Source organism: Komagataeibacter sp. SM21 (assembly GCF_041402665.1).
Taxonomy (GTDB): Bacteria; Pseudomonadota; Alphaproteobacteria; order Acetobacterales; family Acetobacteraceae; genus Komagataeibacter; species Komagataeibacter saccharivorans.
In genome coordinates this window covers 141,900-164,418 of sequence record NZ_JBGLOV010000006.1, presented here as the reverse complement: position 1 = coordinate 164,418, position 22,519 = coordinate 141,900, and the positions used below count along the sequence as shown (strand labels likewise).

Here is a 22,519-nt window from a genome sequence, read left to right as displayed (position 1 = left end):
TGGAACTGCTGCACATGACCGCAACCGCGGTCGCGTTTGACGAAGGCCCGATCGGGCTGCGCTATCCGCGTGGCAACGGGCTGGGCCTCGACCTGCCCGCGGCGGGCGAGATCCTCGAGATCGGGCGGGGCCGGATCGTGCGGGAAATGAGCCGCCAGTCCGGACCGGAACAGGGCGGCATCGCCATCCTGTCGCTTGGCCCGCGTCTGGCCGAGGCGCTGAAGGCCGCCGACATGCTCGCAGCCCAGGGCCTGTCGCCCACGGTGGCGGATGCCCGCTTCGCCAAGCCGCTGGATACCGCCCTGATCGAACAGCTTGCGCGCAATCACGCCGTGCTGATCACGATCGAGGAAGGATCGGTCGGTGGCTTCGGGTCCTATGTCATGACGCATCTGGCGAAAACCGGCCTGCTTGACCGTGTCCGCTTCCGCCCCATGACCCTGCCCGACCGCTTCATCGACCACAACACGCAGGATGCACAATATATCGAGGCAGGGCTGGATGCGGCGGCAATCACCAATACCGCCCTTGATGCGCTGGGTGTCGGAATCAGCATGACGCAGCCCTTGCTAAAGACAGCAAACGGACCGAAATCATGAACATTATGAAATATGTCCTGAAAACCACCTCGCTGGCGCTCTGCGCCGGGCTTATGGCGGCGCCCGTCATTCCGGCCGTCTTCCCCATCAACGTGGCCCATGCCGCCAGCGCGACCGACGCGCAGGTGCAGGAACCGATCAAGTCGCTATATGCGGCGCTTGACCGGATTCAGGCCAAGAGCGCCGGTTCGTTCGAACAGCGCGCGCAGGTACTGGCCCCCGCCATCGACCGCGCATATGACATGCAGGCTGTGCTCGCCTCCTCCGTCGGCCCCCGCTATGCCGGGCTGCCCGATGACCAGAAGCAGCTTCTGCTGTCCACGTTCCGCCAGTTCACGATCGCCCGCTACGTCTCCAGCTTCAAGCCGGGCAGCGACGCGCGCTTCACCATCGACCCCGGCGTGACGGCTTCCCCCGTGGATGGGGAGCGCATTGTTATAACACGAATCGGCTCCTCCGATGACCCGAACGGCACGGAAATCAACTACGTCATGCGTTCCGGTGCGAAGGGATGGCAGATCGTTGACGTGCTGCTCAACGCCCATATCAGCCAGGTCGCGGCCCAGCGCGCCGATTTCAGTTCCGCGCTGGCGGGTGGCAATGTGCAGAAACTGACGGATCTGTTAAAGAAGAAGATCCAGAGATTCTCGGAAGAGTGATATCACAACTCTCCGATACCGTTTTCTGATTCGCTCCATACGCGGGACCTTGCCGGAAAGATAATGTCTGTTTTCAACGCTCTTGTTTCACCCGCCGGACTGGCCGCAACCATTGCGGCCGCCGGGTGCATGCAGGCAGCGCTAGGCACTTTTCTGGTCTCGCGTTTCCGCTGGCAGGAAAAACGGGTGGACCGGTCGGTGCCCATGCCACCGGTCTCCGTGCTCAAGCCCCTCCACGGCGACGAACCGCTGCTGGAGGAGGCGCTTGAAAGCTTCTGTACGCAGGACTATCCGCACATGCAGATCGTCTTTGGCGTGCAGGACGAAAATGATGCCGCCATACCGATCGTGCGCCGCCTGATGGAACGCCATCCGGACGTGCCCATGAAACTGGTGATCGATCCCACCTTCCATGGCGTCAACCGCAAGATCGGCAACCTGATCAACATCATGACCTGCGTGGAACATGATGTGCTGGTCATTTCCGATTCGGATATCCACGTCGCCCCCGACTACCTGCGTCACGTGGTCGGCGCGCTGGTGCCACCCGATGTAGGGCTGGTCACCACGCTGTATGCCGGGCTTCCGGCATCGTCCAGCGTGCCGCGCCTGCTGGCCGCGTGCCAGATCAACCACAACTTCCTGCCCGGCGTGATGCTGTCGCGCTATCTCGGGCGGCAGGACTGTCTTGGTGCGACCATGGCGCTGCGGCGGTCCATGCTGGAGAAGATCGGTGGCCTTGCCGCCCTCGTGCCGCATGTGGCCGATGATGCGATCCTGGGCCGCTATGTCCGTGAACAGGGCAAGGATATCGCCATCGCCGCATGCATGACATGGACGACGGTGGGCGAGACCTCAATGCGGGAGGTGCTGGCGCATGAACTGCGCTGGGGCCGGACCGTCAAGACACTGGAACCGGTGGGCTACGCCGCATCGGCCATCCAGCTTCCCCTGTTCTGGGCCACTGTCGCCATGGTACTGGCGCCACATGCGTCCTGGACATGGTTTTTCTTCCTTGGTGTGTGGGGATGGCGGGCAGTATGTTCCTTCATCCTGGACCGGACGCTGGCGCAACGCAGCCTGCTGCCGTTACTGCTGCTGCCCCTGCGGGACTGGATCTCGGCCGCCGTAATGGTTGGCAGCGTTACAGGCACACGGGTTGCCTGGCGCGGACAGACGATGCATGTCACGCCACATTCGGTTATGACACCACGATCCCAGCCGGCTTCCCCCGGTGACTGACCCCCCGCCGGCAGGCCAGACTGCCGTAAGATACCAACCCTGTCGTTAATAAGAACGGGTATTAAGGGAACCCCGTTCCCCGCCAGAACCCGAGGATACGCGTAGCATGATGAAGACCCTCTTTCTCCAGCCGCCTTCGTTTGATGGATTCGATGGTGGAGCCGGTTCCCGCTATCAGGCCAAGCGGGAAATCAAGTCGTTCTGGTATCCGACATGGCTGGCGCAGCCCGCCGCCATGGTCGAGGGCAGCCGCCTGATTGACGCACCGCCCGCGCGCATGGGCATGGAGCCCATTCTGGAAGACGTGCGCAACCGTGACCTGGTCATCATGCACACCTCCACCCCGTCCTTTGCGTCGGATGTGCGCGTGGCCCAGATGCTCAAGGACGCGAACCCGAAGGTGAAGATCGGCATGGTTGGCGCCAAGGTTGCCGTCCAGCCGGAAGAAAGCCTGCTCAACGCCCCGCCGGTCGACTTCGTGGCGCGCAACGAATTCGACTTCACCATCAAGGAAATGGCGGAAGGCCGCGACTGGAAGGATGTCGATGGCATCTCCTGGCGCGATGCTGATGGCAAGATCGTCCATAACCGCGACCGCGCGATGATAGAGGACATGGACAGCCTGCCGTTCGTGACCGAAGTGTACAAGCGTGACCTGAAGATTGAAGATTACTTCATCGGTTACCTGATGCACCCGTATATTTCGATCTATACGGGCCGTGGCTGCAAGTCGCGCTGCACCTTCTGCCTGTGGCCGCAGACAGTGGGTGGCCACCACTACCGCACCCGCAGCCCCGAGCATGTGGCGGCGGAAATCCGTCTGGCCAAGCAGTATTTCCCGCAGGTGAAGGAATTCTTCTTCGACGACGACACCTTCACCGATGACCTGCCGCGTGCGGAAGCGATCGCCAAGGAACTGGGCAAGCTGGGTGTGACGTGGTCGTGCAACGCCAAGGCGAATGTGCCCCGCAAGACGCTGGAAGTGCTCAAGGCCAACGGCCTGCGCCTGCTGCTGGTCGGTTACGAAAGCGGCAACCAGCAGATCCTGCACAACATCAAGAAGGGCATGCGCGTCGAAACGGCGCGTGAGTTCACCAAGAACTGCCACGAACTCGGCATCAAGATCCATGGCACCTTCATCCTCGGCCTGCCGGGCGAGACGAAGGAAACCATTCAGGAAACCATCCGCTTCGCCACCGAGATCAACCCGCACACGCTGCAGGTCTCGCTCGCGGCGCCCTATCCCGGCACGTTCCTGCACCAGCAGGCGACCGAGAATGGCTGGCTGGATGAAAAGAACGCCGAACTGATCGACGATAACGGCGTGCAGATCGCACCGCTGCACTACCCGCACCTGTCGCACACCGAAATCTTCCAGAGCGTGGAAGAATTCTACCGGAAGTTCTATTTCCGTGCGCCCAAGATCATGTCGATCCTGAACGAGATGGTCCGCAGCCCGCAGATGATGAAGCGCCGCCTGCGCGAAGGGGTGGAGTTCTTCCAGTTCCTGCGCGAACGCCGCGCCGCCTGATCCGGCCAGTCTGCGTCATCCCATGCCGGGACCTTCGGGTTCCGGCATTTCTTTTTTCAAGCCACCCGGTTTTCCACCATGAAGCGCGTCATCATATCCGCCGATGATTTCGGCCTGTCCGAAGAAGTCAACGAGGCGATCGAGATTGCCCATCGGGACGGGCTGCTGTCGACCGCGAGTCTCATGGTATCCGGCCCCGCCGCAGCCGACGCCGTGCGCCGGGCAAAAAAACTGCCGGACCTGCGCGTGGGGCTGCATCTGGTTGCAATCGAGGGACCGGCCACCCTGCCCCCTGCCGACATTCCGCTGCTGGTGCCGCAGGATGGGCAGTTCCCCTCCGACCAGTTGAAGCTGGGTGTGGAGTATTTTTTCCGTCCCGCCGTGCGCCGCGAACTCGCCGCCGAGATCGAAGCCCAGTTCCGCGCCTTTGCTGCAACGGGACTCGCGTTGGACCATGCCAATGCCCACAAGCACATGCACCTGCATCCCACCGTGGGGCATTACCTGATTGAAAGCGGATTGCGTTACGGGCTGCGCGCGGTGCGCGTGCCACTGGAACCACCCAAGCCCCTGTATGCCGCCGGAACCTATACCGACACGCTGGGCGATGCCGCGCTGCGCCGCTGGACGGGTCTGCTGCGCCACCAGCTACACAAGGCGGGCATGGTCACGAATGACTGGTGCTTCGGACTGGCATGGAGTGGTCACATGACCACCGAACGTGTCTCGGCCCTTGCCGCGCACCTGCCTGATGGCCTGTCGGAAATCTATTTCCACCCGGCCACGGCAAAGAATAAACTGCTTCAGAAACTCATGCCCACCTATGAGCATGAAGCGGAATTCCGCACGCTCTGCGCGCCGGGTTTCCGCTCGGGACTGGCGCATGCGGGCGCCACACCCACAACATGGACGGACGTAGCCCGCGCCCGCTAGGGACGCAGGCCACATCCCATCGGCTCAGCCGATGTTGCTCTGCACCCATGCCTTGAGCTGGCTCTTGGGCATCGCACCCGTCTGGGTCGCTACCGGCGCACCATTCTTGAACAGGATCAGGGTCGGGATGCCACGCACGGCGTAATCGTTGGGCGTGCGGGGATTTTCATCAATGTTGACCTTGGCCACGGTCAGCTTGCCCTTGCCTTCCGCCCCGATTTCATCCAGCGCGGGGGCGATCATCTTGCACGGCCCGCACCATTCCGCCCAGAAATCGACCAGAACGGGTTCCTTGGATTCCAGAACAAGCTTCTTGAACTGGTCATCGCTGACGGCAATCGTGTTTTCGCTCATCACTTATTTCTCCTTTACGGTGGCATGAAGCCACCCCCTTGATCCTACTGACATGGCCACACCCGCGCACGCGGTCAAGACTGCGCTCCACCCTTTGTGCGCGACGGCCCATCCGGCGCGTTCTGGTCCAGCAGGGCGGACGGCAGGATGTCAACGCGCACCCCTTCCGTCCAGACCAGCGCGCATACGACCTCCTGACCCGGATAGACACCCCGCAGCAGCGCACGATAGGCCGCCATCTGCCGCAGGTAGAGCACCGGGGTCTGCCCGACTTCCGCCGGTGGGTGGCGGTTGGTCTTGAAATCACAGACCGTAACCCTGCCCCCGCTGACCGCCATACGGTCCACCTGCCCCACAATGACCTGCTGCCCCACGATACCGGCCAGCGGCTGCTCGGCACGACTGCCGGGCGCGAACAGGGCGGCCAGATCGGGACGGTCCATGACCGCCAGCACCTGTGTCACCAGTTCATCGCACAGCGCAGGCTCCAGACCCGCCGCCGGACGGGAAAGCCATGCATGCGCCAGCTCCGCCCGCTGGTCCGGGGGACAATCAGGCAGGTACTGCAGCAACGCATGCACCAGTTGCCCCCGTTGCAGGGCACGGGCCCGCCGGGTGGCCGTATCGGCGCGATCACGGACCATGTCCGCCGATAGCAGCGGCGAACGCACGGCAGGCTGCGGGCCAAGGCCGATATCATCAGGGCGGCTGGGGGCCAGCGGACGGGCAAGCGGTCCCTCCACCACCGGCATGACGGGCTGCCAGCGCGGGGCATGACCCATCCAGTCCGGCAGGGTCACATCAGGGGCCATTACCCTGCTGTCCGTGCCGTGCCCTGGCTGCGGCGTGGGAGCGGGTGAAATGGCCCGTGCCTCCTCCAGCACCAGACTTTCACCCTCCCAACCCAGATCGAAGGGCTGGACCGTGGCTGCCGCACCTGTAAAGCCCTGACGGCACAGATCGTACCAACAGCCAGCGGGTATGCCCCGGCGCGGTTCCCACCCACACACCACCAGCCGGTCGCTGGCGCGGGTCAGCGCGACATATAGCAGGCGGTTATATTCCTCCGCCGCGGCCAGCCTGATCTTTTCCTGCAGACTGGCGGTGGTGTCCGTAACCAGTTCCCGCCGGGGCACCCATATCGGTATATCCAGTTTGGTCGCCCGGTCGCGTTCCCACAGGATGGCGGTATCGGAACGCGGGGTCGCGACCGTATCGGGCAGGATCACAAGACGCGCCTGCAATCCCTTCGCCCCATGCGCGGTCATGACACGGACCATGTTGGCCGAGGCATCGGGTTCATGGCGCACGGTTTCATCCGACGCATTGAGCCAGTGCAGGAACCCCTGCAGGGAAATGGCGTGCGTTTCCTCGAAACGGAGCGCCGCCGACAGCAGTTCGTCAACCGGCTCCACCGCTTCCGGGCCAAGACGGGCCAGCAGACGCGCACGACCGCCCAGCGGGCCAAGCGCTTCGGCCAGCAACTGATACGGCGTTGCGTAATCAACCTGCCGGAACAGGGTATTGAGACAATGCCATGCAGCCGACCAGTCGGGCCGCTCAGCATGGCGGGCGCGCAGCACGGCCCATAGCGGCTGTCCATCACGCCCGGTTGCCAGATCCATGAGCGACCTGTCATCCAGACCGCCCAGCGGCGAGGTCAGGACGCAGGCAAGGGTCAGGTCATCCTGTGGCAGCAGAAGGGCCGCGCACAACGCCATCAGATCCCGCACCGCAAGCTGGTCCGTCAGCACGGTGCGCACCAGCGTCGCCACGGGCACGTCATTGCTCTTGAGCGCACGGATCAGCGCACGCGCGAACGCGGAACGGCGCGGCACGAGGATCAGCACATCCCCCGGCGCAAGCGGGGTTTCACCCGGCGGAGGGATGCGCCGCAGTTCTGCTGCGATCCATGCCGCCAGCGTATCCGCCAGCCGCTGCTGCGCCGTGGACTGTCCGGCATTGTCGCGCGGGGCCATCCACGGGCTTACATCCGTCTCATCCACCACGACGGGCACGGGTGGCCAGATTTCCACCCGCCCCCCCTGCCCCGGACGTGCGGTGACATGGGCGGGGACGGAGCCATCCGGTTCCACCACGCCACGCGCGGCGGCGGGATTGGCGAATACACTATCCACCAGTTGCAGAACGGGGGCTGTGGAGCGGAAGGAGACCGTCAGCGCCGGTTCGCGCCATGTGGCTTCCGCTGCCTGCGCGCGGTCGCGGAAACGCTGCCGCCATGCGCGGAAGGCTTCGGGATCAGCACCCTGAAAGGAATAGATCGACTGCTTGTAATCGCCCACCGCGAAAATGGTGCGGGGGCACCCGTTTTCATCCCGCGTGCCTTCGCCTGCGAAGAATTCGGATGTCAGGCCACCGGCTATGGCCCACTGGTCGGGGGATGTGTCCTGCACCTCATCAAGCAGCAGGTGGTCAATGCCGCCATCAAGCTTGTACAGCACCCACGCGGCACCCGGATCGCGCAGCAGGTCCAGCGTGCGGTCTATCAGGTCATCATAATCGACCATGCCCTGTGCGCTCTTGCGCGTGGCGTAGCGTTCCAGCACGGGCTGGGCGACAGACAATAGCGCGCAGGTCAGTTCAAAGACCGTCAGGGCGCGAAGCTGTGCATCAACCCCGATCACCCGGTCCGCTTCCGCCAGCAGGATGTCGGCCAGCCCTTCACACGCCGCGTCGATTTTGGGATTCAGGCCACCACGCTTGCGCGGCGCACCTTCGCGCGTCAGAAGCGCCTGCCGCCATACGGTCCACTCCGCCGCCCGCGCCGCCGTATCACTGCCCAGCCATGCCAGCATGGCTTCAGCCTGCACCCGGACCTTGGGCGATCCCGCGCTGGCGACAAAACGCAGGCCATCGCGCAGGGCTTCCTCATCGGGAATGGTGGCGCAGGCGGCGTGCAGCACTTCATCCGCGCTGCGTCCGCTCAGGCCCATCATCCGCATCAACGCCGCTTCCACGCTGCCGCGGTCATCCACCCACTGGCGCGCCAGTGGCAGGATACGGCGGGACTGGGCCTGCAGGCTTGCGATCAGCGTGGTGAATTCCCCCACCCCGATCTGCCCCGCCAGCAGGCTGACCGCCGCGCCGCCGCGCCCCACGATATCCTCCACCGCCGCGCGCTGGGCCAGACGGGCATCGGTTTCCTCGATCAAGGTGAAATGCGGGCTGATGGCGGCCTCGACGGGAAAGCGCCTCAGCAGCGACTGGCAGAACGCATGGATGGTACCAATGCGCATCCCGCCGGGCAGGTCCAGCACCCGGGCGAACAGTTCGCGCGCGACACGGCGGCTTTCCTCGCCCGTCGGCACCGACAGGCGGGCCAGTTCGGTATCCAGCGCCTCATCGGGCAGCATGACCCACTGTCCCAGCCGGTTCTGCAGGCGGATGGACATTTCCGCCGCCGCCGCCTTGGTAAAGGTCAGGCACAGGATGCGGGCGGGATCGCTACCGGGCACGCGGGTCGGCGTGCCGTCACGATCCGGCACGATGCGCGGCAGCATAAGGCGCAGCAGGCGGTCGATCAGCAGCTTGGTCTTGCCACTTCCTGCCGAGGCCGAGACGAATACCGAAGCCTGCGGGTCCGATGCCAGTGTCTGGCTGCGGTTGGCGATGCCGATGGCATCCGTCGTGCTGTCATGGGGCAGAATGGGTCTGTTCATCCGCCATTCTCCTCACGCGCGGCGCTCCATTCCGCAACCCGCGCCAGATGCGCATAATCGGCGAAGCGCGGTTCTTCCCCCGGAAAGGGATGGGACAGGTAAGGCTGGTCGGGATTGTCATAGGCACTGACCAGCGCACGCAGCCCCGCGCGGCAACTGGCGATCAGTTCTGCCAGTTCCTCCCCCCGCGCGACATCAAGCACCTGCGCCGGGACGTGGCCCCCCGTCAGCCGCCAGTACACCAGTTCCGATACGCTACCCGCAACCGGGGGCGGGAATCCGCCGCATTCGATCATCGCCGCTTCCAGAACAAGCTGGGACTGCCAGCCTTCCACCACGCTACGCCGCAGGGGCAGGGTGCCGGTCTTGTAATCGAACAGGCTAAGCCCCCCATCCCCATCATGCAGGTCGATCCGGTCCGCGCGGCCACGCAGGGTAAACGGACCACCGGGCAGGTCTTCCAGCCGCATCCGGCCGCTCAGTTCCGTCAGGACCGTGCGGGGCGTGCCGGTGGCGCGACGCGCTTCCTCCGTCCGGGCGCACCATGCGGCGATACGGTCCAGCCGGGGCGCCCACCACGCGGCAAGGGCAGGACGCAGCCCGGCCTCGCGCAGCACCTCGGCAAACACCGCCTGCATCCGTTCCGCCCCGCCTGCGGGCCAGTCGGATGGATGGGCGCGGAACCAGCGTTCCAGCGCCGCATGCACGATCTGGCCATAATCGGCGGCATCAGCCAGTTCTTCCAGATCCGCAAGCCTGCGCAGGCGCAGGATGCGACGCGCGTAGATGGCGTAGGGATCGCGCATCCATGTCTCGATTTCCGTCACCGACAGGCTGCGGGGGCGCAGGCCAACGGGCGGGCAGGGCCGTGGCGGGGAAACCGGGGTCGCTACACCCCCTTCCGGCCGGTCCAGACTGTCCAGCCAGCGCAGCGCCGGATGTGCGGGCAGGCTGCGCCCATGCCCCGCCAGATAGGCGTCAAGCCGCACCAGCCACCGCGCGGGCACGGTTGGCGCGCCCTGCCGCCGGGCCGCGACCGACAGCACGACCTGCCCCGCCGCACACGCGCAGGACACGAAATCCCGCGCCGCCTGACCAATCCCCCATTCCGGGCTGGGCAGGCCGACGCGGGTGCGCATCGGGCGACTCATCCACGGTCCGGGATCGGTCGCGGGTGGCCAGACGGTTTCCACCAGACCGCCGAGGACGATGGTGTCCGCCGTCTGCAACCGCGCTTCCAGCAGGCCCCATATGAACACGCGCGGATGCGCCGTCATCCCGTCGCGCCCACGCACCGCCCGACGCCCGTGCACCGTCATGCCCGCCAGCGATGACGCCAGCAGCCCGTCCAGCGCACCAAGCCGGGAATCGGGCAGCACATCGCACCATGCCAGCAGCGCACTCATATGCTGGCCCAGCGCGTTGCCTTCCTCCCCCACCCACAGCCGTTCGGCGCCATCCACCGTATCGGTCGCGGCAAGGGCCTGCGCGGTTTCGACCAGTGCCGCAAGCAGCACGGATACCGGCACCATGGTATCGCGCGGCAGGGCCAGAAGCGGGCCGAACACCGTTTCCAGCCGGTTGATGAAGGCGCTGATTTCTTCCGGCGCATCCGGCGCGTCGGCCAGTGCGCCATGCGGGTCTTCCGTCGCGCGCTGGAGCGCGCTACGCAGTCCGGCAATCCCCGGCGGCGGGGCCGGGCCACGCAGCACGAGGCGTTCAAGCTGGCGGGCGCTGGCGCGGCATGTTCCCGGCGAAAGCCCGCAGGCCGCCAGCGGATGCTTGATGGCCGACAGCAGCGCCACGGGCGACAGGCCACCATCCACCGCCTGCACGATCAGCCGCAGGAAGGCGGTCTGGGGCACGGTGAGCATGCTTTCACCCGCGCTGTCATCCGCCACCACGCCCCAGCGGACCAGTTCCGTCGCCACACGTCCGGCCAGTGCGCGATCGGGCGTGACAAGGGCTGCACGCCTGCCGGGCCGTTCAAGCACCTGACGCAGGACCATGGCGATGGCGGCGGCTTCCTCCTGCTGGTCGGCACTGCGCAGGATGGACAGGCCGTCCGCTTCCACCGGCACGTCGCGTTCGCGCCAGCGTTCCAGCGCATGGGCGGGCAGCAGGGCGCGCGACAGCAGGCTGGCGCGGGAAACCGGACTGCTGGCCACGCAGTCATGCGGCAGGCTGGACCATATTTCCATGCCGGCACGCTCCACCCCCAGTTGCGCCAGCATATGGGCAGTGCCCGCCTGCGGGTGATCGGGCGGAAGGTGCCGCCAGATGGCGTCGTCACATTCCATGTCCACACCCGGCAGGATCAGCATGCCGTCAGGCTGGTCCAGCACCGCACGCAACATGACGATGGTGGACGGCACGGCATCGGAAAAACCGGCAGCCCAGACGGGATAACCCGCCGGCGGCGGGGAATCACGCCACCGCGCGGCCTGCGCGTGCAGCAGGGCGGTCTGGCGGGCGACGGGGTTCATGACCCCCTGTTCCGCCAGCCATGCGGGCCAGACACTGGTGACAATGGACAGGAACTGCAGCGTCTGGTGCCAGTGCTGCGCGAAATCCCCCTCCGCCGCGTGGGGCAGGCGTTCGCACAGGTCACATTCGGCCCATTCCGCCTCGTCCATCAGTTCGGCCAGCGCACGGGCCAGTGGCCATGCCTGATCCACGCCCTGCACATCACCAAACGCCTTGCCCGCCTGCATCACCAGCAGGGTCAGCGTGGCCAGGCGACGCATGGGGTCAACGGCGGGCGGCAGGTCCAGCGCGTTCTGGCCGGACAGGACAAGCGACGCCTCGTCCAGCGCGCCGATCGGCGCGATGCGCGGCAGCAGGATGGGACGGCCATCGACCTGCCGCACGAAGGCTTCGGTCAGGGCACGGCCCGCGCGGCGGCTGGGCAGCAGGATCAGGCCATTGCCGCATGCCTGCGGATCATGACCGGCCTGCTCCAGCCAGCGCGCGGCAATCTGATCGACAAACGGCACATGCGGCGGCACGACCGCCACCCGGCCCCGCACGGGGGCTGCGGCACGTGCGGTCATATGTCGTTATCCACATCCGGGTTGAAGACGGAATGCAGCGCGCGTTCCGCAGCGGCGATATCATCGGGGCGGGACAGGTGGAACCACAGCGAATCATGCACGATCACGCCCAGCCTGCCCGCGTCAATGGCACGATCCCACAGATGGTTCATGCTGAATCCGCCTTCGGGCGCCTGCGCAAACAGACGGGGGGAGACAATCTGCACCCCGGTAAAGACGTAAGGCGTGATCTCGCCCGCGCGGGGGCGGCGCGGCCTGCCATGCGCATCAACCGCGAAATCTCCATGCCCCACTTCACCCACCGCGCGCGTCATCGCGCCCAGCAGCAGCATGGCGTCCATCGTGTCGGGATCGAACGCCGCTGCCAGCCGCCGCAGGGCGGGAACCGGGCCGTTAAGCCACATGACATCGCCATTGATCAGGTAAAACGCATCCGGCCCCAGCCGCCCCGCACGCAGGGCGGCGGCAGCACTTCCCCCGGTTTCCAGCAAGGTGGGTTCAGGCTGTTCGACCGTCAGCGGGCCACGGCCACTGGCCGCGCGATCCGCCAGCGCCCTGTGGATCGCATCGGGCTGCCAGTGGGCGTTGACCACCACCTGTTTCACACCTGCGTTTTCCAGCCGGTCAAGCGTATGATCGAGAATCGGCTGTCCGCCCACCCGCAACAGCGGCTTGGGGACCGATTCGCTCAGCGGTCGCATCCGCCGGCCCATACCGGCGGCAAAGACCATGGCGGTGGCCGGAATGTTCACGCTCATGATGCCTCTCCTGTCCGTGGGGCTTCCAGCGATGCAAGCCGTCCGTCCCATCCGCCCAGCCGCGCGATGCGCCCGCCCGCACCATCATGCAGCAGATGGATGTGCAGCGCGCCATCGGGCTTCAGCGCGCCCAAACGGTCCGGCCATTCGACAAGGACGACGCCTTCACACGCATCGTCCCATCCCAGTTCATGCAACGCATCGGGACCATCAAGACGCCACAGGTCGAAATGCGAGATTTCGGTCCCGGCGGCCTCATAGACCTGTACCAGCGTATAAGACGGGCTGGGCACCTCCATTGTCGCATCCCCGCACAGCGCGCGCAGCAGCGCGCGGGCAAGCGTGGTCTTGCCCGCGCCCAGATCCCCCTCCAGCAGCACGGCGTCGCCCGCGTGCAGATGGGCCGCGAGCATGCGGCCAAGGGCTGCCGTGGCCTGTTCGTCAGGCAGGGGAATGTCACGCATGCCCGTCATGATTCCCGGCCCTTACGTGGTTGTATTTCATGCAATGATTGTGCCCCCACCGGGCATGCGCGCACAAGGGGCGACGGCATGGGCACGCTTGAGGCTTGCACCGATGCGGACAACAACGCAAAACCGCATGCAGCCTATGCCTTTGACCAGACCATGGATTACGGGACACCAGAGCCGGACATGACCACGCCATCTTCCCCCCTTACCGTCGATGTCGCCATTATCGGCGCGGGCCCTGCCGGGCTGTTTGCCGCTTTTGAATGTGGCATGCTCAAGCTGTCATGCGTGCTGATCGACGCGCTTGACGAAATCGGGGGCCAGTGCGCCGCCCTGTATCCCGAAAAACCGATCTATGACATTCCCGCCCACCCCGCGATCGAAGGCGGCGCGCTGATCGAGGCCCTTGACCGCCAGATCGCCCCCTTTGACGTGCCCCGCCTGCTCGGCCGCCGGGTGGAAAGCCTGGAGGGAACACGCGGCGCCTTCCGCCTTGGCACCACGCGGGGTGATGTCATCCATGCGCACGCCGTCATCATCGCAGCGGGTGCTGGCGCGTTTGGCCCCAACCGCCCCCCGCTGGAAGGGCTGGAGGCATTCGAGCGCACGGGCGGCGTGCAGTATTTCGTCCGCCGTCGCGCCGATTTTGCGGACAGGGATGTCCTGATCGCCGGTGGCGGGGATTCAGCGGTGGACTGGGCGCTATCGCTTCGTGACATCGCGCGCAGCGTGCGGCTGGTGCACCGGCGCGACCGTTTCCGCGCGGCCCCCGAAAGCCTGCGCCAGCTTGATGAGGCCGTGGCGTGTGGCCAGATCGAAAAGATCATCGGCTACCAGCTTCATGGCCTGCACGGAACGGACGGGCAGTTGCGCGGCGTGGATCTGGCCACCATGGACAACAGCATCCGCCATGTCGCATGCGATCACCTGCTGCCCTTCTTCGGGCTGGCGACCGATCTGGGACCGATCGCACAATGGGGGCTGGACACCATACGCGGCACCATTCCCGTAACCCCGTCCACCTGTGAAAGCAGCCAGCCCGGCATCTTTGCCGTGGGCGATGTCGCAACCTATCCCGGCAAGCTGAAGCTGATCCTGCAGGGCTTTACCGAAGGGGCGATGGCGGCCCATGCCATTCATCCCATCGTGCATCCCGATACGGCGCTGCATTTTGAATATTCGACATCCAAGGGGGTGCCCGCAGCCTGATTCCTGCCACCCGTTCCTGTCATAACAGAAACGGTTGACCATTCCCCCGCTCTGGCGCATCCCCGGTTGTGTTGATGACGGAAATAAGGATGAGACTGTGAAAGTTATCGTTCTGGGCGCGGGTGTGGTCGGGGTCACCACGGCATGGTACCTGGCAAAGGAAGGCCATGACGTCACGGTCATAGACCGCCAGCCCGCCGCGGCGATGGAAACCTCCTTCGCCAATGCCGGTCAGATTTCGCCGGGCTATTCCGCCCCGTGGGCCGAACCTGCCCTGCCGTTCAAGGTCATGCGGTGGATGTTCAGCCGGGATGCGCCGATCGCCATCCGCCCGCGCATCGATTTCGCCATGATGCGCTGGCTGGGGCAGATGATGGCCAACTGCAACGCCCATGACTATGACATCAACAAATCCCGCATGCTGCGCGTGGCGGAATACAGCCGCGACTGTCTCGATACCCTGCGCCGCGATACGGGCATTACCTATGACGATGAACAGCGCGGCCTGATCGAGCTTTTCCGTACGCAAAAACAGGTGGACCACTGCGCGCATGACATGCGGCTGCTGGAACAGGCTGGCATCGCTTACGAATTCCTCAGTCCCGACGACATCATCCGCCACGAACCCGGACTGGCGGAAAACCGGCACCTGCTCCGTGGCGGGCTGCGCCTGCCGGGTGACGAATCAGGCGACTGCCACATGTTCACCCAGCGTCTGGCGCAGAAGGCGGAAGCGGAACTGGGCGTCACCTTCCATTACGAAACGGCGGTCGAGGCACTGGACGCGACCGCCACCGATATCGTGGGCGTCCGTACCACGGCAGGCAGGATGGTGGCCGATGCGTATGTGGTCGCCATGGGCAGCTATTCCCCGCTGCTGCTGCGCCCGCTTGGCGTAAGCCTGCCGGTTTACCCCACCAAGGGCTATTCGCTGACCCTGCCCGTAACCGACCCGGCGCGGGCACCCCTGTCCACCATAAGCGACGCGACCCACAAGGTCGCCATCACGCGACTGGGGGATCGTATCCGTATCGGGGGGACTGCCGAACTGACGGGCTACAACCTGCGGCTGAGCCGTGACCGGCGGCGCGTGCTGGAACTGTCCTTTTCGGAACTGTTCGGGGCGGGTGGGGACCTGTCGCAGGGCGCGTACTGGACGGGCCTGCGCCCCAGTACGCCTGATGGCACGCCGATCATCGGTCCGGCGGGACGCTTTGGCAATCTGTGGCTCAATACGGGCCATGGCACGCTGGGCTGGACCATGGCCTGCGGTTCAGGCCGCCTGCTGACCGACCGGATCAGCGGCAAGCGCACCGACATCCCCTGCCTTGACCTGTCCCTTGACCGGTACATCCCGAACTGAGGCATAAAAAAAGCCCGGCGTGAGCCGGGCTTTTTTATGGAAATGCAACGCTGGCATCGCGGGGAAGCCAGCGTTGACGCAGCAGTAATTACTGCGCAGCCGGAGCGGCTTCCTTCGTTTCGTCCTTCTTGGCACCGTGATGGTGGCTGCCATGATGGCTGCCGTGGTGCTTTTCCTTCTTCGCACCCGCTTCGGCGCCAGCGACACCTTCGGAAGCGTCGGGAGCGTGCTGCGGAGCAGAAACAGACGGGGTGGTGGGTTCAGGCGTCTGGGCCATGACGGGAGCGGCAACACCCATAACGGCAACAGCAGACAGCGCGGCGAGGAAACGGCGGGGGGAAACGGTCATATGAAAATACTCCACAAGTCAGGATTTTCTATCCCAATGCGCCTATCAGGTGGCGAATCGGCACACCCGATCTGACTTCCCTGCTGTAACATGCCGCAGGAAAGCCGTCTCGGATTAAAATTCTTAAATATATGGAGAGTGAACCGTTTTTGCCGCAAGATGACCGCAATCTCAAGAACTGAAACATTACTAAAGATTGCAGCCGGTCCTGCGGCAGTCGGAATCAGTCGACCGAACCCGAACGCTCACGCTTCTTGCGCTCGTGCGGGTCGAGGTAGCGCTTGCGGATACGCACGGCGGACGGCGTGACCTCAACCAGTTCATCGTCCTCGATATAGGCGATGGCCTGTTCCAGGTTCATCTTGCGCGGCGGGATCAGCAGCAGGGCCTCGTCCTTGCCAGCGGCGCGGATGTTGGTCAGCTTCTTTTCACGGATCGGGTTCACTTCGAGATCATTCTCACGCGAATGCTCACCGATGATCATACCGACATAGACCTTCTCGCCCGCATCGACGAACAGCGTGCCACGGTCCTGCAGCGAGAACAGCGAATACTGCGTGGTCGCACCATCTTCGGACGAGATCAGCGAACCGTTACGACGGCCGGCAATCGGGCCGACATAGGGCTGATAGCCCGAGAACAGGCGGTTCATGATGCCCGAACCACGGGTATCGGTCAGGAATTCGCCATGGTAGCCGATCAGCCCGCGCGACGGGATCAGGAAGCTCAGGCGCACCTTGCCGCCGCCCGAAGGCTGCATGTCCTGCATGATGCCCTTACGCAGCGCCATCTTTTCGACCACGACGCCCGAATACGGCTCGTCCACATCGATCAGGACTTCCTCGAACGGTTCTTCGCGCTCACCGGTTTCCTCGTTGGTGCGGAACAGCACGCGGGGACGACCGATGGTCAGCTCGAACCCTTCACGGCGCATCTGTTCGATCAGCACGCCAAGCTGGAGTTCGCCACGGCCCGCGACCTCGAAGGCCTCGCTCTCGGGGCTTTCGGACACGCGGATGGCGATGTTGCCTTCCGTTTCCTTGAACAGACGGTCACGGATCTGGCGCGACGTGACCTTCTTGCCTTCACGGCCACCCAGCGGGCCATCGTTCAGGCGGAAGGTCATGGACAGCGTCGGCGGATCAACGGGGGTGGAGGGCAGCGGCTCTTTAACTTCAGGGGCTGCGATCGTTTCCGGAATCGTCGCGTCCGACAGACCGGCCACGGCCACGATGTCACCGGCTTCGACTTCTTCCACCGGCACGCGGTCAAGACCACGGAAGGACAGCAGCTTGGTCAGGCGGCCCGTTTCCACAACCGATCCGTCAGGACGCAGCACATGCACCGGCATGTTCATCTTCGCCGTGCCCTGCTCGACACGGCCGGTCAGCACGCGGCCAAGGAAGTTGTCGTTCTCGAGGATGGTGGCGACCATCGCGAACGGCGCGTCCTTGTTCACTTTCGGAGCCGGAACGTGGCGCAGGATCAGGTCGAACATGGGCGAGAGGTCCTTGCGCGGACCGTCGATTTCCGTATCCGCCCAGCCCTGACGGCCAGAAGCGTACAGCATCGGGAAATCAAGCTGTTCGTCATTGGCGCCAAGGGCTGCGAACAGGTCGAAAATCTCGTTATGCACTTCATCGGGACGGGCATCGCCACGGTCGATCTTGTTGACGACCACAATCGGCTTCAGACCGCGCGCCAGCGCCTTGCCCACCACGAACTTCGTCTGCGGCAGCGCGCCTTCGGCGGAGTCGACCAGCACCACGGCGCCATCGACCATGCTCAGGATACGCTCGACCTCGCCACCGAAATCGGCGTGGCCCGGGGTGTCGATGATGTTGATGCGGGTATCTTTCCACACAACGGACGTGCATTTCGCCAGGATGGTGATGCCACGCTCACGCTCCAGGTCGTTGCTGTCCATCGCGCGCTCGGCGACGTGCTGGTTCTCACGGAAGGAGCCGGACTGTTTAAGAAGCTGATCGACCAGTGTGGTCTTGCCATGATCGACGTGCGCGATAATGGCGATATTGCGGATATCCATAACTGCTCTTGACCTGACTTTCCTTGGCGGGGACGCCATAAGGGACGCGGCGGCACCGGCGCTGGGCGCCCGTGCGGCGGCGGATTGGGTGGCTGCTGGATGCGTAGATAAAGCGGACGGGCGCGGATTGCACGCGAAACTTCGCGCACAACCCCATCACACGCCCGGCAGGACGCGCCCCGTGGATCAGAAATCCATGTCCTGTCGCATGTTGATCAGCGGGCGCGCACCGTAATGGGAAATCACTTCCGATGCCGCGACACTGCCCAGACGCCCGCATTCGGCCAGCGTCCGGTCCGATGTCCAGCCCGCGAGGAAGCCCGCGGCATAGGCATCGCCCGCGCCGGTGGTGTCGATGACCTGCGTGCGCACGCTCTCGATCACGATGCGCTTCTGGTCCTGTATGATGACGCTGCCCCGTTCGGAACGGGTCAGCACGGCGAAATGCGTCTCCGCCGCGACACGGCGGGCGGCTTCATCAAAATCATCGGTCTGGTACAGCGCGCAGATCTCATCCTCGTTGGCGAAGAGGATGTCCACATGCCCGCGCACGAGATCATGAAACGCCGCGCGGTGGCGGTCGACGCAGAAACGGTCCGAAAGGGACAGCGCAACCTTGCGCCCGGCCTCATGCGCGATGCGGGCTGCGGTGCGGAAGGCTTCCTGCGCTGCCGGCGGATCGAACAGGTAGCCTTCCATATAGATCACCTTGGAAGCCTGCACGACATCAGCCAGCACATCCTCGGGGCTGAAGGTGACGCAGGCCCCCAGATAGGTGTTCATCGTACGCTGGCCATCGGGCGTGACCAGAATGATGCAGCGCGCGGTGGGATTGTGGTCGCCCTCATCGCCCTGCAGCGGCACGGAAGGAAAATACACCCCCGCCGCCTGCAGGTCCGCGCCAAAGGCCTGACCGGGGGCATCATCGGCAACCTTGCCCAGATACGCCACGCGCGCGCCCATGTTGGACGCGACGACACAGGTATTGGCAGCCGAGCCGCCCCCCATTTCCTTTTCCCTGCGGATCTGGTTGTACAGCGTCTGTGCGCGCTGGCCGTCAATCAGCGCCATGCTGCCGGGTACCATGCCATTGCGCTGCGGGAAGTCAGCTTCCACCGGTGCCAGCACATCGACAATCGCATTGCCGATACCCAGCAGATCAAACCGGCATTCCGCCGCCCGTCCCGAATTTTCCATATTCTGTTCCACTACCGTCGTTAATCCGTCGCGCATGCAGCCGCAGCGCCTGAACGCCACGAAATAACCTCTTTTTTCCTGCATGAGGCCCGTATCGCTATCATCGGCGGTTAACCGGCGCAATGCGTGATGTTTTCACGCGCCTCCCCTTCGAACGCCCTTGTCGACCTGATCGGGGGGCGTATAACCGTTAAGGGGGCTGCAGCCTGCAACCAGCCCGAAAGCGTAACCTCCTCCAACCGGAACGTCCGCGTTCCGGCGCAGCATAAATCCAAAGCGGGGTAACTATTGTTCAGACGACGCAAGCCAGCAGAAACCCAGCCACCCGCCCCAGCTCCATCCCCCGTGCAGCAGCCGGGCCGTCCGGCGACAGCAGCCGGTGGCGCTCCGTCCACTTCCAACCCTGCCAGCAAGGAAAACACATCCATGGCCCGTCCGCCCTTCCCGCCCACGCCCAACCCTTCGCCCGCACCCGGTGGCGTACGTCCCGGTGCGCCTGCAGGTCAGGCCGCGAAGAAGGAAAATGACCGCCGGACGCTGGTCGTGGGTCGTGGCATCAGCGTGCAGGGCACCATTCAGGACGCCGAACGGCTGGTTGTGGAAGGGACGGTTGAATCCTCCATGATCAACGCCTCCGAACTCCAGATCGCTCAGGGCGGCGTGTTCAAGGGCGAAGTCGAGGTCGAGGACGCTGAACTGGCGGGTACCATCGACGGCACGCTGACGGTGCGTGGTGGCCTGACCATCCGCTCCACCGGTCGCCTGCTGGGCAAGGCCAAGTGCCGCCGCCTGAAGGTGGAAGATGGCGGCCAGATCACCGGCCAGCTTGAGATGATCACCACCCCGGCTCCCGAGCCTGCGGCCCCCAAGCCCGAATAGGATACACCTCCCCTGCCCGCCTGCCGGGCAGGGACAAAAAAACGCCAGCGGCAGCAATGCCCTGGCGTTTTTTAATGGACCCGTAAAAAGGTAGCCCGGATCAGGCTACGTTATCACGGCGGTCACGCAGCTTGACGTAGGCAAGCTGGGCATGTTCGGCGCAGTATGGCTTGCCCGGCAGGGGTGTTGCCCCGCAGAAATGGAAACCGGGCGTGCCCGGATCGCCCAGCGGCCAGCAGCAGGACTGGCTGCTGCGGCGGCGCGGTTCGCTGACCGGACGCAGGGCCGAACGCGGGGCGCGGGCCTGACTGCGCGCCGGGCGGGCTGCGGGTTCCGGCTCACTCGTCAGCGCATCCCCTGCGGATGCCGGGGACGTGGCCTGCGTGGCGGTTGATACGGTGGGGGCGGCAGTGGACGGCGCGGGGGCTTTTTCCGGCTGGGGCGCAGGGGCCCTGGACACGACCGGGGCGGAAACCGTTTCCTCTTTCGCTACGGACGGCGCAACGGGCGCGCTCTCCGTTACAGCGGCGGGTGCCGACGTATCGGCCACAGCTTCGGCGGGTGCGCCCTTGGGTGCGCGGCGGATGGGTGACGGACGGGGCTTGAGGCCCAGACGATGCGCCTTGCCCACCACTGCGTTCTTCGTGACAGAAAGCTGGCGCCCGATTTCTGCGGTCGACAAACCCTGCTGCCACAGATCACGCAGGCGCGCGATCGTCTCCTCGGTCCATTCCATCGCCATCGTTCTGCACTCCTTACGCGGAATGGTGCGAAACTAAGCTTATACTGTGCCCGGCTCAACTACCATGCCACAGAATCTTGTGGACAGTTCTGAGCATAACCTGTTCGCAACCCCGGTAAAACCGTAACCCGGTTAATAAACGCCTAATCGTGGATCAGTTTTACCTTACCGCCCTCGACGCCCATTATAAGTCTGCCCGCCTTGAGTTCACGCGCCAGCTTGCCAAATACGGTATTGCGCCAGCCGTGGAAGGCAGGAATATCCGCATCGTCATCAAGCGCAAAACGGTCCAGATCCTCGGATGAGGCAACCAGTTTCGGGGCGACGCGATGGGTTTCGCAGCAGGCAGCCAGCAATACCTTGAGCAGGGCGATCAGCGCGGGCGACGGGCGCTGTGCATCCTTTCCCCGCCCCTTTGGCATGCGCGGCAGGTCCGCTTCCGGTTCCGCCATGGCACCCGTCACGGTTTCCAGCAGGGACTGCCCGCTACGCCCTTCGGCAAAGCCACGGGACACGCCCCGCACGCGGGCCAGTGCCTCCACCGTAACGGGGGCCGTGGCTGCGATCTCCATCAGGCTCTCGTCTTTCAGAAGACGCTGCCGTGGCACGTTGACACGCTGCGCCTCGCCTTCCCGCCATGCGGTAACCGCGCGCAGGATACCCAGCATACGCCGGTTATTCGTGCGTGGGCGCATCTTTTCCCACAATGTCAGCGGATCAGGACGGAAGGTTGCGGGATTGTTCAGGATATCCAGTTCTGCTGCCACCCAGTCCAGCCGCCCTTCCTTTTCAAGCTGTTCGAGCAGCCTGCCATAGACCAGACGCAGATAGGTGACATCCGCCGCCGCGTAACCGATCTGCGCTGGGGAAAGCGGACGGGCCGACCAGTCGGAAAAACGGTGGGATTTATCGATCTGTACCCCCAGCAGGGAGGAAACGAGGTTATCGTACCCCACCTGATCGCCATATCCCGCCACCATGGCCGCCACCTGCGTATCAAACAGGGCGGTGGGCAGGCGGTCGAACAGATGCAGGAAGATTTCCAGATCCTGCCGTGCCGCGTGAAAGACCTTGACCACGCCAGCATCATCCAGCAACGCCCCGAGGGACGACAGATCCAGCCCTGGCGCCAGCGTGTCGATCACCACGACATCGTTTTTCCCCGCCAACTGCACCAGACATAGTTCCGGCCAGTACGTACGCTCGCGCACGAACTCGGTGTCGATTGTCACAAACGGCTCAAGCCGCAGTCGCGCGGTTACAGCCTCAAGCTCCGCCGTGGTGGTAACCTGCGCGGGAGCGGGGAATTCGGGTCGGGATACACGTGCCATGAGGAGCAGTTATCATGCCTCCGCCAATTTGCAAAAGCGGGGAAAATCACATGCCGCCCACCCGCATTTCCGTTGACGCCAGACCGGACCTTACGGCATCAGCCACACATCTCCTTCCCCCTG

At 64.5% G+C, this 22,519-nt stretch carries 18 protein-coding genes; 8 read left to right on the top strand and 10 right to left on the bottom strand.

What is annotated here, in order from left to right:
* The 5 genes from ACBR42_RS08530 to hpnK all read left to right on the top strand — a co-directional run.
* Positions 1–599, top strand: a 599-nt coding sequence (locus ACBR42_RS08530; protein ID WP_371207730.1) for a transketolase C-terminal domain-containing protein, incomplete at its 5' end; no start/stop codon positions are given.
* Positions 596–1,258, top strand: coding sequence for an ABC transporter substrate-binding protein (locus ACBR42_RS08525; protein WP_102325445.1), 663 nt, complete (start codon positions 596–598; stop codon positions 1,256–1,258). The genes ACBR42_RS08530 and ACBR42_RS08525, both read left to right, overlap by 4 nt.
* 63 nt (positions 1,259–1,321) lie before the next feature.
* A complete protein-coding gene (gene hpnI / locus ACBR42_RS08520; RefSeq protein ID WP_110547314.1) occupies positions 1,322–2,500 on the top strand; it encodes a bacteriohopanetetrol glucosamine biosynthesis glycosyltransferase HpnI in 1,179 nt (392 codons plus the stop codon).
* 106 nt (positions 2,501–2,606) lie between these two features.
* On the top strand, positions 2,607–4,031 hold the full coding sequence (gene hpnJ / locus ACBR42_RS08515; protein WP_102325443.1) for a hopanoid biosynthesis associated radical SAM protein HpnJ: 1,425 nt from the start codon (positions 2,607–2,609) through the stop codon (positions 4,029–4,031).
* A 78-nt stretch (positions 4,032–4,109) separates the two neighbouring features.
* A complete protein-coding gene (gene hpnK / locus ACBR42_RS08510; RefSeq protein ID WP_371207729.1) occupies positions 4,110–4,964 on the top strand; it encodes a hopanoid biosynthesis-associated protein HpnK in 855 nt (284 codons plus the stop codon).
* Between the two features lie 24 nt (positions 4,965–4,988).
* Here the strand turns inward: hpnK and trxA are convergent, their stop codons facing one another.
* From trxA to tsaE, 5 genes are all read right to left on the bottom strand, one after another.
* A complete protein-coding gene (gene trxA / locus ACBR42_RS08505) occupies positions 4,989–5,318 on the bottom strand; it encodes a thioredoxin TrxA (protein ID WP_102325441.1) in 330 nt (109 codons plus the stop codon).
* Between the two features lie 74 nt (positions 5,319–5,392).
* Positions 5,393–8,998, bottom strand: a complete 3,606-nt coding sequence (gene addA / locus ACBR42_RS08500) for a double-strand break repair helicase AddA (protein WP_371207728.1) — start codon at positions 8,996–8,998, stop codon at positions 5,393–5,395.
* Positions 8,995–12,051, bottom strand: a complete 3,057-nt coding sequence (gene addB / locus ACBR42_RS08495) for a double-strand break repair protein AddB (RefSeq protein ID WP_371207727.1) — start codon at positions 12,049–12,051, stop codon at positions 8,995–8,997. Before addB ends, addA begins: the two co-directional genes overlap by 4 nt.
* Positions 12,048–12,809, bottom strand: coding sequence for a nucleotidyltransferase family protein (locus ACBR42_RS08490; RefSeq protein WP_102325438.1), 762 nt, complete (start codon positions 12,807–12,809; stop codon positions 12,048–12,050). Before ACBR42_RS08490 ends, addB begins: the two co-directional genes overlap by 4 nt.
* Positions 12,806–13,273 (bottom strand): tRNA (adenosine(37)-N6)-threonylcarbamoyltransferase complex ATPase subunit type 1 TsaE, encoded by a 468-nt coding sequence (gene tsaE / locus ACBR42_RS08485; RefSeq protein ID WP_102325672.1) that lies wholly within the window; start codon positions 13,271–13,273, stop codon positions 12,806–12,808. Before tsaE ends, ACBR42_RS08490 begins: the two co-directional genes overlap by 4 nt.
* Before the next feature lie 189 nt (positions 13,274–13,462).
* On the opposite strand from tsaE, the gene ACBR42_RS08480 reads away from it, so the two are divergent.
* Together ACBR42_RS08480 and ACBR42_RS08475 are read left to right on the top strand one after the other, a co-directional pair.
* Positions 13,463–14,488, top strand: coding sequence for an NAD(P)/FAD-dependent oxidoreductase (locus tag ACBR42_RS08480; RefSeq protein WP_102325671.1), 1,026 nt, complete (start codon positions 13,463–13,465; stop codon positions 14,486–14,488).
* Between the two features lie 97 nt (positions 14,489–14,585).
* A complete protein-coding gene (locus tag ACBR42_RS08475) occupies positions 14,586–15,851 on the top strand; it encodes a D-amino acid dehydrogenase (RefSeq protein ID WP_371207726.1) in 1,266 nt (421 codons plus the stop codon).
* An 88-nt stretch (positions 15,852–15,939) separates the two neighbouring features.
* On the opposite strand, the gene ACBR42_RS08470 is transcribed toward ACBR42_RS08475, so the two are convergent.
* From ACBR42_RS08470 to ACBR42_RS08460, 3 genes are all read right to left on the bottom strand, one after another.
* Positions 15,940–16,200 carry a hypothetical protein gene (locus ACBR42_RS08470; protein WP_102325436.1) on the bottom strand — a complete coding sequence of 87 codons (261 nt, stop codon included), beginning with the start codon at positions 16,198–16,200 and terminating at the stop codon, positions 15,940–15,942.
* Positions 16,201–16,423: 223 nt separating this feature from the next.
* Positions 16,424–18,247, bottom strand: coding sequence for a translational GTPase TypA (typA, locus tag ACBR42_RS08465; protein WP_102325435.1), 1,824 nt, complete (start codon positions 18,245–18,247; stop codon positions 16,424–16,426).
* A 186-nt stretch (positions 18,248–18,433) separates the two neighbouring features.
* Positions 18,434–19,444 (bottom strand): adenosine kinase, encoded by a 1,011-nt coding sequence (locus ACBR42_RS08460; protein WP_102325670.1) that lies wholly within the window; start codon positions 19,442–19,444, stop codon positions 18,434–18,436.
* Between the two features lie 426 nt (positions 19,445–19,870).
* Between ACBR42_RS08460 and ACBR42_RS08455 the strand changes: the two genes are divergently transcribed.
* On the top strand, positions 19,871–20,323 hold the full coding sequence (locus tag ACBR42_RS08455; RefSeq protein WP_102325434.1) for a polymer-forming cytoskeletal protein: 453 nt from the start codon (positions 19,871–19,873) through the stop codon (positions 20,321–20,323).
* Between the two features lie 100 nt (positions 20,324–20,423).
* On the opposite strand, the gene ACBR42_RS08450 is transcribed toward ACBR42_RS08455, so the two are convergent.
* Both ACBR42_RS08450 and rnd read right to left on the bottom strand, forming a co-directional pair.
* On the bottom strand, positions 20,424–21,059 hold the full coding sequence (locus ACBR42_RS08450; protein WP_371207735.1) for a GcrA family cell cycle regulator: 636 nt from the start codon (positions 21,057–21,059) through the stop codon (positions 20,424–20,426).
* A 149-nt stretch (positions 21,060–21,208) separates the two neighbouring features.
* On the bottom strand, positions 21,209–22,396 hold the full coding sequence (rnd, locus tag ACBR42_RS08445; RefSeq protein WP_102325432.1) for a ribonuclease D: 1,188 nt from the start codon (positions 22,394–22,396) through the stop codon (positions 21,209–21,211).
* Positions 22,397–22,519: the final 123 nt, after the last annotated feature.

Coding starts and splice junctions, on each gene's coding strand:
- trxA (WP_102325441.1), bottom strand. CDS start 5,318: ATGAGCGAAAACACGATTGCCGTCAGCGATGACCAGTTCAAGAAGCTT.
- tsaE (WP_102325672.1), bottom strand. CDS start 13,273: ATGCGTGACATTCCCCTGCCTGACGAACAGGCCACGGCAGCCCTTGGC.
- ACBR42_RS08470 (WP_102325436.1), bottom strand. CDS start 16,200: ATGACCGTTTCCCCCCGCCGTTTCCTCGCCGCGCTGTCTGCTGTTGCC.
- ACBR42_RS08525 (WP_102325445.1), top strand. CDS start 596: ATGAACATTATGAAATATGTCCTGAAAACCACCTCGCTGGCGCTCTGC.
- ACBR42_RS08450 (WP_371207735.1), bottom strand. CDS start 21,059: ATGGAATGGACCGAGGAGACGATCGCGCGCCTGCGTGATCTGTGGCAG.
- addB (WP_371207727.1), bottom strand. CDS start 12,051: ATGACCGCACGTGCCGCAGCCCCCGTGCGGGGCCGGGTGGCGGTCGTG.
- typA (WP_102325435.1), bottom strand. CDS start 18,247: ATGGATATCCGCAATATCGCCATTATCGCGCACGTCGATCATGGCAAG.
- hpnK (WP_371207729.1), top strand. CDS start 4,110: ATGAAGCGCGTCATCATATCCGCCGATGATTTCGGCCTGTCCGAAGAA.
- hpnI (WP_110547314.1), top strand. CDS start 1,322: ATGTCTGTTTTCAACGCTCTTGTTTCACCCGCCGGACTGGCCGCAACC.
- ACBR42_RS08490 (WP_102325438.1), bottom strand. CDS start 12,809: ATGAGCGTGAACATTCCGGCCACCGCCATGGTCTTTGCCGCCGGTATG.
- rnd (WP_102325432.1), bottom strand. CDS start 22,396: ATGGCACGTGTATCCCGACCCGAATTCCCCGCTCCCGCGCAGGTTACC.
- ACBR42_RS08460 (WP_102325670.1), bottom strand. CDS start 19,444: ATGGAAAATTCGGGACGGGCGGCGGAATGCCGGTTTGATCTGCTGGGT.
- ACBR42_RS08480 (WP_102325671.1), top strand. CDS start 13,463: ATGACCACGCCATCTTCCCCCCTTACCGTCGATGTCGCCATTATCGGC.
- hpnJ (WP_102325443.1), top strand. CDS start 2,607: ATGATGAAGACCCTCTTTCTCCAGCCGCCTTCGTTTGATGGATTCGAT.
- ACBR42_RS08455 (WP_102325434.1), top strand. CDS start 19,871: ATGGCCCGTCCGCCCTTCCCGCCCACGCCCAACCCTTCGCCCGCACCC.
- addA (WP_371207728.1), bottom strand. CDS start 8,998: ATGAACAGACCCATTCTGCCCCATGACAGCACGACGGATGCCATCGGC.